The 13067-nt window shown below is 60.0% G+C and carries 10 protein-coding genes and 1 pseudogene; 5 read left to right on the top strand and 6 right to left on the bottom strand.

What is annotated here, in order from left to right:
- The 4 genes from R6U20_RS05910 to R6U20_RS05895 all read left to right on the top strand — a co-directional run.
- Window positions 1-189 (top strand): MFS transporter (locus R6U20_RS05910; RefSeq protein WP_410336940.1); only part of this gene is annotated, 189 nt, incomplete at its 5' end.
- Window positions 190-218: 29 nt separating this feature from the next.
- Window positions 219-587, top strand: a complete 369-nt coding sequence (locus tag R6U20_RS05905) for a response regulator transcription factor (RefSeq protein WP_410336939.1) — start codon at window positions 219-221, stop codon at window positions 585-587.
- A gap of 357 nt (window positions 588-944) precedes the next feature.
- On the top strand, window positions 945-1940 hold the full coding sequence (locus tag R6U20_RS05900) for a hypothetical protein (RefSeq protein ID WP_410336938.1): 996 nt from the start codon (window positions 945-947) through the stop codon (window positions 1938-1940).
- A 444-nt stretch (window positions 1941-2384) separates the two neighbouring features.
- The gene (locus tag R6U20_RS05895) at window positions 2385-2984 is read left to right on the top strand and encodes a DJ-1/PfpI family protein (RefSeq protein ID WP_410336937.1); all 600 of its coding nucleotides are present in this window, start codon (window positions 2385-2387) and stop codon (window positions 2982-2984) included.
- Window positions 2985-3321: 337 nt separating this feature from the next.
- Here the strand turns inward: R6U20_RS05895 and R6U20_RS05890 are convergent, their stop codons facing one another.
- The 6 genes from R6U20_RS05890 to R6U20_RS05865 form a co-directional block, all read right to left on the bottom strand.
- Entirely contained in the window at window positions 3322-3681 is a 360-nt protein-coding gene (locus tag R6U20_RS05890) for a hypothetical protein (RefSeq protein ID WP_410336936.1), read from the bottom strand.
- A gap of 92 nt (window positions 3682-3773) precedes the next feature.
- Window positions 3774-6749, bottom strand: a complete 2976-nt coding sequence (locus R6U20_RS05885; RefSeq protein ID WP_410336935.1) for a DNA polymerase domain-containing protein — start codon at window positions 6747-6749, stop codon at window positions 3774-3776.
- Window positions 6750-7107: 358 nt separating this feature from the next.
- Window positions 7108-8220 carry a flavin monoamine oxidase family protein gene (locus R6U20_RS05880; protein ID WP_410336934.1) on the bottom strand — a complete coding sequence of 371 codons (1113 nt, stop codon included), beginning with the start codon at window positions 8218-8220 and terminating at the stop codon, window positions 7108-7110.
- Window positions 8190-8489 (bottom strand): hypothetical protein, encoded by a 300-nt coding sequence (locus R6U20_RS05875; protein ID WP_410336933.1) that lies wholly within the window; start codon window positions 8487-8489, stop codon window positions 8190-8192. The genes R6U20_RS05880 and R6U20_RS05875 overlap by 31 nt, the downstream gene beginning before the upstream one ends.
- Before the next feature lie 100 nt (window positions 8490-8589).
- On the bottom strand, window positions 8590-10473 hold the full coding sequence (locus R6U20_RS05870; protein WP_410336932.1) for an alpha-amylase family glycosyl hydrolase: 1884 nt from the start codon (window positions 10471-10473) through the stop codon (window positions 8590-8592).
- A 360-nt stretch (window positions 10474-10833) separates the two neighbouring features.
- On the bottom strand, window positions 10834-12510 hold the full coding sequence (locus R6U20_RS05865) for a BspA family leucine-rich repeat surface protein (protein ID WP_410336931.1): 1677 nt from the start codon (window positions 12508-12510) through the stop codon (window positions 10834-10836).
- Window positions 12511-12774: 264 nt separating this feature from the next.
- On the opposite strand from R6U20_RS05865, the pseudogene R6U20_RS05860 reads away from it, so the two are divergent.
- Window positions 12775-13067 (top strand): annotated as a pseudogene (locus R6U20_RS05860) (hypothetical protein); the annotation flags it as partial.

The raw sequence follows: 13067 nt of genomic DNA, 5'->3' as shown, positions 1-13067 counted from the left end.
GGTACAGCGGGAGCAACAATCTCCCTGGCAGCCACCGGTTATTTTTTCTTTATAGGTGCTACCGGCAGTATCTTTTTGTTGTTCAGTGTTATTGCTTTTCTGGCTTGTTTTGCCTTTTCTATCGGCCCGTTAAAATTTGTTATTGCATCAGAAATATTCCCAAACAGAGGTATCGGCTACAGACCCTGAAGCCTCTGTTTCCTAACGACCTGTGCGCTATGCCTCATGTGCTTATTGTAGAAGACGAGCCGAGCATCGTAACGCCGCTCAAGTTTCTGATGGAGCAGGAAGGCTGCTCGGTGCAGATTGTGTCGGATGGTGCGGCGGTGATGCCGGCTATTGCAGCACAGCGCCCCGACCTCATTCTGCTCGATGTGATGCTGCCCTCGCGCAACGGCTACGACCTGTGCCGCGCGATTCGGGAGCGGCCCGAGGGGAACGACATCGCCATCATCATGCTTACGGTGAAAGGGCGCGAGGTGGATATCGAGAAAGGCTATGCTATGGGCGCCGATGCCTACATCACCAAGCCCTTCGCGGTGGCCGATGTGGTCGAAACCGCCCGCAGCTACTTGCCCGATGAATAGTCGCCGACAGCCTACATCAAGAGGTGGGCAGACGTTACGTGATGCCATGCATACGGGATGGTCCTGGGTAGCCGCTATCGTCATGCTGAACGGAGTGAAGCATCTCAGGTTACGCGGGCGGAGCATCTGCTTTGGGGATGCGAGATACGGTGCTCCGGTGCGGGGCGCGATGCCGAGCGCACGAGGCCGGCGTTGAGATTCTTCTCCCCGACAGTCGTCAGGGGGCAGGATAACTTGCGGATGGAGCCTTCACTGATCACTAATCTTCTACCTACTACACGATGTGCTTTTGTTTTCTGTAGTGCGGTATCTGTAAAACTCTCTTCTTTTGTCTCTAATCTGGTTGGATTCGCCGCTATGACGCCCTGGCAGCATGCTTTGCTGAACACCATGACGGGTCCGGCGCTGGTGTGTACCCCCAACGCCACTGTGCAAGCCTGGAACGACGAAGCCGCGCGGGTGCTGATGCCCGATGTTCGCGACGCGGACGCCGTCCAGGAGCGGCTCCACGGCGCGCCGCTCACGCAGTGGATCGATGCCGACGCCTGGCAGCAGCTGCGAGAGGCGGCCTCGACCGAGGCTCCCACGGTCATAATGAAACTGGGTGATGCACCGCGTCGCATGCAGGCCACGCGCATTGCGCCCGAAGGCAGGCCGCACTGGCTGGTCCACAGCGCGGAGCCGCCTGCGCCGCACCTGGACACGAGTCACGACCTGTTGCGGCGCCTTATTGAGGCCATTCGGACGCCGCTGGCCAGCATCCGCGCTGCGGTTGAAACTATGCAGCAGTATCCGCAGATGGGCGCAGATGCTGCCGCGCAGTTTACAGATGTAATCGCAAGCCAGGGCATCCGCCTCACGGAACTGATCGACGAGGCCAGCACCGCCTACACCGCCATGTACCGCACGCGCCGCGCCCTGGAGCCGATGGGCAGCGCGGCGCTGCTCACGTGGACGCAGACCGCGGTGCAGGAAACCACCGATGTACCCGTATCCACCACCGAAGCCCCCAGCGCGCTCACCGTGCACCTGGACCCGGCGATGCTCAAGCAGGGCCTTGCATTCGTGAGCGACCGGTTCGTGCACGCCACGCGCTGCTCGGCGCTCACCATCTGCGTACAGCGCTCCGATTCGGTGGCGTTGCTCGACCTGTGCGCCGCCGACGGACAGACCGTCACCGAGGCGCGTGTGAAGCAGTGGAAAGACGCGACGGTTCCATGGGGCACCACTATGATGCAACTCACCCTACATGCCCTGCTCGATCAGCACGACGCCCAACTCTGGGTCGAACAGGCGGATGCAGGAGGCTCGGTCCTCCGGTTTGCGTTCCCCGTAGCGCCGACTGACGAGTAGTGCTGTGTCAACCCTGAAAGGTTGGGTTCAGATGCGTATTTTCCCCTCCATCCTACCTGTCCTCCCCGGGGAGGAAGGAACTGTGAGGGGCTCCTTCCCAAGTCCCCCTCGGAGGAGGGGGATTTAGGGGGAGGGATTCCATACTATCACACAACCCGAAAAATTATCCTTGACACAGCAGTAGTGCTTTGTCAACCCTCATTTTGATGGTTGCCCGGGCATCATCCCCCCAACGAAGCCTGTCATGGTGAGCGCAGTCGAACCATCTCCTTGGTGTTTAGCAGGAACTTTTCGGGACGGCACAGCACGCGTATCCATCTTGGTTTAACCCACAGAATGACGTGTGACACAGCAGTAGTGCGCTGCATCCGGATCTTTGACCGCCGACGCTTCGTCAAGCATCCCCCATACCGATTCTCTTTTCCTTAACACAAGGTGATGCTTATGAAAGGTGCAAAGATCCTCATGCTCGCGGGCGATTTCGTGGAGGACTACGAGATGATGGTCCCGTTTCAAGCGCTACAAATGGTGGGCCACACGGTGCATGCGGTGTGCCCCGACAAATCCGAAGGTGACGCAGTGAAAACGGCCATCCACGACTTTGAGGGCGACCAGACGTACACCGAAAAGCCCGGCCATAACTTCGTGCTGAATGCGACGTTTGACGAGGTCGACCCGGCCGATTACGACGCACTGGTGATTCCGGGCGGACGTGCGCCGGAGTACATCCGTCTGAATGAGAATGTGCTCGCTATGGTGCGCCACTTCGACGAGTCCGACAAGCCCATTGCAGCGGTCTGCCACGGCGCGCAGGTGCTGGCTGCTGCGGATGTGATCGACGGCAAGCAGTGCGCGGCCTACCCCGCCTGTCAGCCCGAGGTCGAGCGTGCGGGCGGCGTGTATACCGACATCGCTGCCGATGAGGTAACGGTCGACGGCCAGCTCGTGACGGCGCCGGCGTGGCCCGCCCATCCGAAGTGGCTGGCGGCGTTCCTGGAGGTACTCGGCACGCAGATCGAACACCGCACGCCTGTCGCGGCATAGCAGCCCCAACGTATAGCGCTCAACTCCCATGCGCATCGACTCCGGCTTGTATCGGGGTCGATGCGCTTTTGTGTTTCGCGGCACTATTTGCCGTCTCCTGCGGCGTTTGACCTGCCAGAACTGCGCCCTCCATGCACCAACGACGCATGCGGCCCCGGCCATCGTTGATTAGGACACGAGGCGCTGCAACAGCGTCCCACCGCGCGGGGATGGTACTATACCTCAACGGTGCGATTAAAGGGGGGCACGGGAATGTGCATGGGTTGACGCTCGGCCCAGCGTGCCTTTGCGTAGGCCTCGACTTCAGACCGGAGGATGCACACGGCTGAATTGATGTTTAGCGCATCCAGCAGCACAGACTTCGGACGGTGTTGAAGTTTCTGGATGCGGTACGCATCGCCGTAAAGGGCAGCGTGTAGAACACACGTCTCTGGCAGCGCGCAAGCAGAAAGTTGGTCTTCCCTGCACCAGTAGGAGCAACGACAAGCGTATGCGGACGCGGGTCGTCTGTGTCGATCTGTGAGAGCGGATACAGATCGGAGGCGGTATACGGCGCATGGCCATGCCGGTAGCCCTCCAGGGTTGGTGCCTGGTACAGCTGTCTTGCTTTATCTTGGGTCGCGTGGGTGTAATTATACCAGGTGCGAGACTTCGATGTACACGTTAAGTTGGAGGCCGCTTGCGTCCCCGGCGACATTAAGGCGAGTTTCGTCGCTCACCGATTGCAAACACCTGTATGATGATTCAGCGCAGATGGTATTAGCTGTAGCACCGCTGCTCTCGCATCTCCTAAAACGGCACCTCCGTCGTCTCGCTGTCTTCTTTGGACTCGTGCACTTTGGTGACCAGCTCAATGCCCTGGGCCGAGAAGCCAAATAGATCTTCGGGGGAAAAGACCAGGTCGAAGTCTTCCTCGCGAAAGAACGGCGTGAACTTGCGGGCGAATTCGTCGAGGCGCTTCAGGTAGTACGCGGTATTCTCGTTGGGTGCCTTGTCGTTGTCCGGGTCCCACTGCTCGGCGCGGGCGCAGTGCTTGAACGCCGTCACGTTGGCCGACTCGCCGGTGATGTAGTACGAGATGCGATCGCCCACGCGCACCGGCTGCCCGGTTTCCTCTTCCCGCTGAATCGCCAGCTCGTAGGTCGCGGCACGCGGGCGCTCACCCGCTTCCACCGCCGCTTCGTACTCTTCGACGCTGGTCTTCAGGGTTTCGGTGCGGGCAAAGCTGTCTACGCCCTGCTCCCAGGTGCGGTCGATGATGCGCTGCCGCGTATCCAGATAAAGCTGATGCAGCCCCTCGATGTCGTGGTCAAGCAGGCGGCGGATGGCGCGCCGCACGAAGGTGCGTCCAAACGGCTCGTTCGAGCGCGAGATGAGCGAGGAGCCTTTGAACTTGAGGTCGCCCTCGTAGGTGAGGAGCGCGTAGTTCTTCTTCTTGTACGACAGCATCTTCTTGTAGCGTCCGTCGAACCCAATGCGAATCCCCTCGGGCATCGCGTCGGTGAGCCTGATCGTGAAATCGCGCTCGGTATCCGCCCCGCGCACATCCTCCGGCGGCACGAAGAAGACGCCGTCGGTATCCACCTCCACGACCGTGCCACCGCGCTCGCGGATCACCTCGATGATCTGCTGCACCAGGTCTTGCCCGATGCGCGCCACGCGGTCGGCCTCCGCAAAGTCGTTGAACGCGGCGAGGCTGAAGCCCAGCATGCCATAGAAGCTCTGCCCAATCCAGTTGAACGTGCCGTTGCGCCCCGCAAGCACGGTGTGATTGTCGGCTACGGTGACGCAGTGGATGGAGCCTTCGTAGTCAATACGACTGCGGTGCTTGTGGGTCAGCAGCGGTGTAAGTCGTTCCGGAGCAACCCTCGCCCCCCGGTCTGTCATCCCGGACGAAGCGGAGCGGAGATCCGGGATCCAGGGGCTGCCGGGCTGTGCATCCGCTGGAACGAGATGGGCGGCATTGCTCGGACGAGAAACGACATCCCAACGAGCGGCGCGTGGGGGGAGACGATGCGCCTCCGACGTTTGCGTCAACTCACCCGCCTCAATCCACTGGTAGCCCGTTTCCCGGTAGCCATTCACACGGTTCGTAAGGAGGCGGTGATTGGGCGTCACCAGAAAGTCGACATGCTGATTATTCAGGCGGATCATCTCGCCCCGGTACATCGACTGGTGGTGCACATGCGTCACGGGCTTGATTTCGGCTTCCAGCGTGTCGGGGTTGAGCGAATAGACCCGATCGCCAACCGACACGTCGCGCACATTCTTTGGACCCTCCACAGTCATGATCTCCGTTTCGGGGTCGAAGCAGTTTATCAGGATCTTGTACGACGACTGCCGCGCATCCAGCTCGCTCTGCACCTCCTCGTCCTCGGCGGAGCGCATGGCGGATTTGGTGTCGAGGCGCAGCGTGGTGAGGCGGTCCAGCAGGCGCGGAAAGAGGTCGAGCGCATCGCCCGTGGGCTGGATGTCGTAGTTCAGCATGATGGAGGGGTACAGACTCTCCACATCGGCGTAGACGACCGGACCGATCACGCCCGTGCGAAAGATGTCGGTGTAACCGCCCATGGACTGGCTGCCCCAGTTGCTCTGTGGCAGGGCGTAGCGCTGACGCAGGTACTCGCGCACGAAGAGCGACTCGATCTTCGCCGCCGGGCCACGCCGGGCCGCACGTCCGTACGTCATGGGCAGCATCTGCGTGAGGTAGAACGTGGAGCCCGAGAGGTGCCGGGCCAGCCGCCCCGTCTCAATCACGTCATCAAGGGCGTAATCGAGGAGCCGCTCGCGGTCGGTGTGCCATGCCTCGGTCAAGTCTTCGCCCGCGATGTACGTGCGGTCCTCCGGTGCAAAGCCGAAGTAGCGGGCGGCGGTCTTCAGGCTGTAGTCCGGCAGATCGCGCTTGAAGACGTCGAACGCCATCACCTGAAAGTACGCGTCGATGACGTGGCGTCCGGCAATATCCATCGCTGGGAAGTCCACCGTGCGCTCAGCAAACCGCATGCTACTGTCAAAGGTGCGGGGCACCGACCCATCGCGTCCAATGGCGAATTCGACGTTGTGCAGGTCGCATCGGTCCTGCAGATACGCCAGATCGAAGGCAAAGACGTTGTATCCCTCCAAAACATCTGGATCGCGCTCGTTGATCGTGTGCACCAGCTCGCGCAAGAGCGTGGCCTCCGATACGCCACTGCGCTGATGCAGCACCTCCGACCAGCCTCGGTTGTCGGTCAGCGCCACGATCACCACTTCGTCGCCCGCACGCTCGGCGTTGGGGAACGAGCCGTCGCTAATCACCTCGATGTCGAGCTGCAGGCGGTGCAGGTCGTCGAGCGTCATGTCCTTGAAGCAGGTGCGCCCGCTCTGCGTGAGGTACTGCTGCACCGGATCGCTAATGAGGTAGAGCTCCTCGGGCCGCCGCTGATCGCTGTCGGTCTGGCGCTTGACGTGGCGGATCGCCTCGTAGTAATCCTGCCAGCACGAAAACACGACCACGTGCTCGAAAAACCCGCCGCCCTGCAGGCGCGAGGCCCGAAAGGTATCGCGGCGATGGCGCAGCAGCCCAATATCCGAGATAAAGAAGAACGGATAGAGCAGCGCGTCTTCGGTGAACACCTCCGCGCCATCTTCGCTCCGCCGGTAGAGACGCACCATGGCCTGCTCGCGCGAGGGACGGTTCAGCAGCGGCTGCACGTCCACAATACGGGGCGTGTCGTCGTGGCCGTAGAGCGTAGCATCCGAGGTATCGGGCGCGGGCGTTGCCATGCGATCGGAAACTGAGTTTAGGGGAAGCGCACAGGGTAAACCGCTGCACGGGAAGGAGGTGCCGGGCCTTCAGGTATGGTCTGGCAGCGTACGTTCGGTCTCGTCGCGGTAGTTGGTTCGCCGGTATGACGTTCGGTCGCAGGCTTGCAGGGGCAGCGCCTTGTGCGGACGCGGGAGCGTCCATTTCGTCGTCCGACGGGGGACCGTCGGACGCAGTAGAATGCCTGTTTCCAGCGCCGTAGGGACGGGGCTTGTGACTTTTGGGAATTAATCACAGGACCTGGCACCGACGGTCCCCCGTCGGTGCCATGGCAGAGGACGCTCCTGCGTCCAAACCGCAGCCTGAGGACACTCCCGATCAGCGAGTTGAAGCGGATTCGGGGGATGCTTCAAACACCTGCTCGGCGGCGCGCTCGCCCGCTTCGATGGCGCCGTCGAGGTAGCCGGGATGCTCGGTCGCGGTTTCAGCGCTGGCCCACAGCAGGCGTCCGTTCCACTGCGGCTGCGTGAGCACGGGCGGCGGCGTGGGTGGGTGCTCAACCTGCATGGGCGCGACACCGGGCGGCGTGGTTGCGTCGTCGGTGCGCCAGTTGCTCGTGGCGATGGCCGTGGGAGCGGGCGCATCGTCCCCGAAGCAGTGCGCGAGTTGGGTGCGGATGGCCGCGTGCAGCGCCTCGCGTCCGTTGGTGGCGAGGGTTTGCACCCCGGTGGGATGCAGAAACCCCGCGAGCGCAGCGCGTCCATTGGGTGCTACGGCATCGTGCCAGTGGGCCACCGGACCCGCATGGCTCACCACGCGCCCGTCAATGCCCTGCTGCCGCCAGAACGCATCCGCAAACGTAGCCACAGCCTTGCCCGAAGCCGCCATCCATGTAGGCGTTTTGCGCTGAGCGGATGCGAGAGAATCGGGGAGCGGGGGATCGAAGTCGATGGTGTGCGCCACCAGCCGCGGTGGCACGGCAACGATGAGATGCGCTACGGTTGTGGACGACGGGCCGTCGGGGCCGGCTACGCGTACCTGCACGCTTGCATCGGTGCGGCGCACATCCGTGACGCGATGGTTGAGCCGTACCGCATCACCGGGCAGCGTCGCGGCCACGTGTTGGGCCAGTGTTTGCGTGCCGCCTTCGAGGCGCCATGAGGGCGGGGGCGTTTCGGGCCACGGGAAGCGCTGCACCGGCTGTTCAGCGCGCGGTTCATAGAGCGCGATGCCGGGCTCGTGCTGCGGCACGCGCGCAATGCCCAGCTGCTCCGCCAGCGCCTGCACGCGGGTGTGCTCGCGCCAGTGCCAGGCCGCCCCCAAGTCCAGATGCAGCGAATCGGGACCCAGGGGCGGACTCCACGTACGCCCGCCGACACGGTCGCGCGCCTCCCACACCATGACGGCATGTCCGGTCTCGCGTAGGTGTGCGGCGGCGACCAGTCCGCTAAGACCAGCGCCTACGATGCCGAAAGGAATGGAGTCAGGCATACGGATCGGACGATCCAAAGAAGAGGGTATCGAGGCTGTAAGCGCCGGGGCCGGTAATCAGCAGCGCAATGAAGACGGTCAGCATCTCCGTAGCATGCCACGGGCCAGAACGTGATGCCGAGTACAGCCATGTTGCCGCCAAGATCAGTCCAGGTTTCAGGTCCGGCAAAGATCTTTTCGTATCCGTACACAAAGACAAACGAGATGCCGATGCCGATGCGAAGCACCAACAGAGCTATGTTGAGTGCGGTTTTGCGGTTGGTTGTCATGGCATTGGAGGGCATGATAGCAAAAAACTTCGTGCAACTCACGTATGCTCAGCAGCCCGCCCGGCTCCCGCATCCAACAAAACGTTTACGTGTGCCAGTGCTACTCCGTTGTGTCTACCCGCAGCACCCGTGTGCCGTGCGCTTCGACCGGAACGGTCTGCTCATCGCTGATAGAGACCGGCGCATCGGAAAGCAGATCGGTAAGGCGGAGCGCGGCTGCCGGGGCCTCCACCAGGTCGGCAATGGATACCGCACGCGATTCGTCGTGTCCGTTGAGCAGCACAATGAGCGTGTCGCCCTCGTGCGTGCGGGTGTAGCGGTACACGTTGTTGCCGTAGGTGGGCTGGTAGTGCGTCAGCGTGCCCGTGCGCAGGGCCGGTTCGTCCTGACGCAGATGCAGCAGGTGCCGCAGAAACGAAAACATGTCTTGTTCGGATTCGGTGCGCTCGTCTTCGGTGAACGCATTCCGCGTATCTTCTGGAAACCCGCCCGGCATGGGCTCGCGGATTTCGACGTGGCTGCTGCCGCCCATCAGGTTGAGTTCGGTGCCGTACAGAATCTGGGGGATGCGCGGGGTGGTAAGCAGCAACGTGAGCATCTGCTTCAGCTTTTGGGTATCGCCGTCGGCCTCGAAGATACCGCGCGTCATGTCGTGGTTGTCGACAAACGTCATGAGCTGCATCGGGTCGGCATAGACAAAATCTTGCGCCAGCACCTCGTAGACATCGCTCAGGGCGCCCGAGCCGTTCAGGTAATTCCGCATGGCCTGCGACAGCGCAAAATCCATGACCGACGGCAGATTCGTATCGTAGGCCTGTGGCATTGGGCTATCCTCCTGGTATAGCGCCAGAAACGCCGGATTCAGATTCCAGATTTCGCCGACGATGCTAAAGTTGGGGTACTCCGTCCGAATGGCCTCCGCCCACTTCGCCATAAAATCAGGGTGCGCATACGGATACGTATCTTCGCGGATGCCATCGAGGCCGGTGGTTTCGATCCACCACAGCGTGTTTTGAATGAGGTAGGTAGCCAGGAGCGGGTCATGCTGGTTGAGGTCGGGCATCGTCTCCACAAACCAGAACGTGCGCAATAGCTCCGTGGCCTCGGCTTCGGCATACGGATCGGTCGGCGCCATCATGTAGTGGGCTTCGGAGGCATGATCGTCTTCGCTGCCATGCACCCAGCTTTCGCGCGGCAGGTCATCCATCCACGGGTGCTGCAGCCCAATGTGGTTGCTCACATGGTCGAAGATCACCTTCAGGCCGCGTTTGTGCGCCTCTTCGACCAGCGTGCGGTAATCCTCGTTCGTACCCAGCCGGGGATCGATGCGGTAGAAGTCGGTTGTTTTGTAGCCATGGTAGCTATCCACGCCCCGGTTTTCGAGCACCGGATTCAGCCAGATTGTTGTGACGCCCAGGTCGGCCAGGTAGTCGAGCCGGTTGGTAATGCCGGGCACGTCGCCACCATGACGCATAGCCGGATCAGACGGGTCGTACTCGTCGACCGTGTCCTCCGTCTCGTACGGAACCGACTCGCTGTCGACAAAGCGGTCGGGCGTAATGAGATAGACGACATCGTTGGCATCGAACCCGGCGTAGCGCCCGTCCGGGTTGGCGCGCTCGCGGATGGGGTAGTCGAGTGTGGTCTGCGTGTCGCCGCGGGTCAGTTCCAGAGTGTACGATTGCGCGGGCGCATCCTCGGCAATGGCCAGCGTGACAAACGCATAGCCGTCTGAGGGAACGGTCTGCACGCCAGTTACTCGTACGCCGTCTTCGGGGGCGCGGGCTGATATTTCGTCGAGTTCGTCGCCGTAGAGCATCAGTTGCACCTCATTCCACTGCATGCCCGTCCACCAATTCGGCGGCTCTACGGCATCAACGGTGGGTGTTTGGGCGGATGCAGAACCGATGAGCCCAATAGTCAATACGGCGACACATAGGGCCACACGTAAAGACGCGCGCAAACGACGAGAAATGGTATGCATAGGTGTGAGCAGGTGGCAAACGGGTCGGGGATGACGGGTAGACGTGTGCGTAACATACAAGAACGCGAAAACAGATGCAGCGCACGACATCCGCTGGCAATCACCCGAGAATCGGCGTTACCCAGCAGTCTACACAACATCGCATTGGCGATTTGAGCGACCAGCACTTGGGCCTGGGCGGGTTGCTGCTCATACGCTTTGTTGATCCTGACAGCCATGACCAGGCCGTCATCGGGATAGAATTGCGCTGATCGTCCTCGGTTAAAAAACCGGGGAGCTGTTAGATCGCAAGTGATGCCTCCCAAGCACTCATCCTGACAAAACAGGCACACCGGGCGCTCGTCTCGAGTGGTCGACTCCTCAAAGGAGCCGGGAAGAGCCTTCGGAAAGTCTATTTGCTTCCGTCGGTCTTTTTGGATCGTTGGGTCGAGCAGCCTTCGGTTTCGCTCCGATCTCGTAGCGCACAATACCGTGCAGCGTCGAATAGTCCAACTGGATGTCGTGCTCCTCGGCCAGCCACCGCTGAATGTCTTTATAGCTGCTCGCGTCTTCGGGCTTAGCGAGGCGCTCTTTGAGTGCTTCCAGGACATCGGATGGAAGCGACTTTTGCCTCGGCTCCGGGCCCGGCGTTCCGACCTTCTGAATCTTCTGAAGACCGCCTGCTTCGTAGAGAGCAAGCCAGTCGGCTATCGTGTTGTTGTCTACCCCCAGGTGGCGAGCTGCTGCGTTACGGCTTTTCGCTTTCCCGCTCTTCAACAACCACAGCATTTGAAAGCGGCGCTGGATCTGGGCATCGCGTTCTTTACCTACCAGTTGTTCAAGCTCATCGACAGGTTCAGTGATCTCCGGAATGTTGTACGTTAGGAGCAGTGCGTCAGCAAATACTTTTTCAGCGATCGCGGCCCTGGGCACGTACAAGTTTCGGGGATCTTGATTGAAAGACTGCGCTCCAGAAAACATGAAGCTCATTATTTCTACGTTTCTGGTGCTCCAGTCGCCCAGATCGTAGTTGAACGTTTCCGCTCTGTTGAACATTCGCGTCAGATTTCTGACGTTGCCGACTTCCCAGCTTGCAATATCTTGATTAAATGATTCAGCTTCTGCAAACATCGCGCGCATGTTGCGCACCGCCGACACATCCCAGCTTCCAATATCCTGGTTAAATGATTCAGTGCCAGCAAACATAGCGGTCATCTTTGTCACCTTCGAGACATCCCAGCTGCTGAGGTCCTGGTTGAAGGTTTTGGCATGCATGAACATCCCCGACATATCTTCGAGATTGGAGACATTCCAGTTTCCAATATCCTGATTGAATGCATGGGCATGGGCAAACATGACGCGCATGTTCGTGACGTTGGAAACATCCCACCCCCCAATGTCTCGGTTGAATGATTTGGCGTGCATAAACATGCCCGACATATCTTCAACATTCGAGACGTCCCACGCCTCAATGTCGCCGTTGAACAAAGAGGCGTTTGCAAACAGCGCTGACATGTGCTCAACGTTGGAGACATCCCAGTGTGCAAGGTCCGTATTTAAAAACTCCGCACCAGCAAACATGCGGTCCATAGACGAAACGTTCGATAAGTCCGGCGCATCTTCTGCGTTTGACCTGAGGTACACGGCACCAGCAAACGCGTCTTCCATGCTGAGCCATTCGGTAACTCCCCATTGTTCGACCGTCTGCAGCTTTTGAGCATTGGCCGAATCACCATCGCCAAACGGATATACGGGACTGGCATCGAAGTGAATGCGCGGGAAAGTACCTGTAATGCTGACTGTATAGGTGCCTGCACGATCATAGACATGATCTGGGTTCGGGTTGATGCCGTCGACCGTTTCTGTCGTTCCGTCTCCCCAGTCAATGGTGAAATCGTAGGCTGTGCCCGGCGCTGTTGGAATAAAGATGGATTCCCCAGACTCCGTAATTGACCATGTTGTCTTAAAGGCGTCCTGACTTTCGGCGGTGAGGGGCGTAACTGCCAGAAGTAAAATTACACTACAGCAGAGCAACAGGAACTGAGCCGCAAAGCGCATAATACCAATGTGACTTCATATTTATGTGGTGTCATAATGTAAACCAATAATACAAAAGTACTTCTTACATGTCAAGTATCGAAGTGCCGCTTTTGGAGCATTGGAGTAGGCATGAAATGACTGCTGCGCATGCTACATTCTCTGGGAGCGTAGTGCCGTGTCAACCCTGAAAGGTTGGGTTCAGATGCGTATTTTCCCCTCCATCCTACCCTTCCTCCCCGGTACGTGTTTAGCGTCTGTGTTCGCTGGTTATTATTGTAGGGTATGGCAGATTCAAACGATCATACCGACCATACCGATTGGGAGGCCACGCTGGAGATGCTCCAGGGGACCTCTGACGCAAGCGCGTCTGACGCAGAGCGGATCGACGTGCTTATTGCCTTGGTTCGTGCGCAGGCGGAGCGGATCGACGCGCTTCAGTCGAAGCTGGAGGCAATGCAAGCCGAACGCGACCGTCTGCGTGAGCGAGTGCGCGAGCTCACCGCTGAGAACCGCCGGTTGCGCACCGAGCGCGATAACGCCGAGCGCGCTGGCAAGCGGCAGGCCGCTCCGTTTCG

Source organism: Longimonas sp. (genome assembly GCF_046498435.1).
Classification (GTDB): Bacteria; Bacteroidota; Rhodothermia; order Rhodothermales; family Salinibacteraceae; genus Longimonas.
This window is presented reverse-complemented; position numbering and strand designations above follow the sequence as displayed.

What these genes read in the sequence shown, in the direction of transcription:
- R6U20_RS05905 (WP_410336939.1), top strand. Translation starts at nt 219, where the DNA reads ATGCCTCATGTGCTTATTGTAGAAGACGAGCCGAGCATCGTAACGCCG.
- R6U20_RS05900 (WP_410336938.1), top strand. Translation starts at nt 945, where the DNA reads ATGACGCCCTGGCAGCATGCTTTGCTGAACACCATGACGGGTCCGGCG.
- R6U20_RS05895 (WP_410336937.1), top strand. Translation starts at nt 2,385, where the DNA reads ATGAAAGGTGCAAAGATCCTCATGCTCGCGGGCGATTTCGTGGAGGAC.
- R6U20_RS05890 (WP_410336936.1), bottom strand. Translation starts at nt 3,681, where the DNA reads ATGTCGCCGGGGACGCAAGCGGCCTCCAACTTAACGTGTACATCGAAG.
- R6U20_RS05885 (WP_410336935.1), bottom strand. Translation starts at nt 6,749, where the DNA reads ATGGCAACGCCCGCGCCCGATACCTCGGATGCTACGCTCTACGGCCAC.
- R6U20_RS05880 (WP_410336934.1), bottom strand. Translation starts at nt 8,220, where the DNA reads ATGCCTGACTCCATTCCTTTCGGCATCGTAGGCGCTGGTCTTAGCGGA.
- R6U20_RS05875 (WP_410336933.1), bottom strand. Translation starts at nt 8,489, where the DNA reads ATGACAACCAACCGCAAAACCGCACTCAACATAGCTCTGTTGGTGCTT.
- R6U20_RS05870 (WP_410336932.1), bottom strand. Translation starts at nt 10,473, where the DNA reads ATGCATACCATTTCTCGTCGTTTGCGCGCGTCTTTACGTGTGGCCCTA.
- R6U20_RS05865 (WP_410336931.1), bottom strand. Translation starts at nt 12,510, where the DNA reads ATGCGCTTTGCGGCTCAGTTCCTGTTGCTCTGCTGTAGTGTAATTTTA.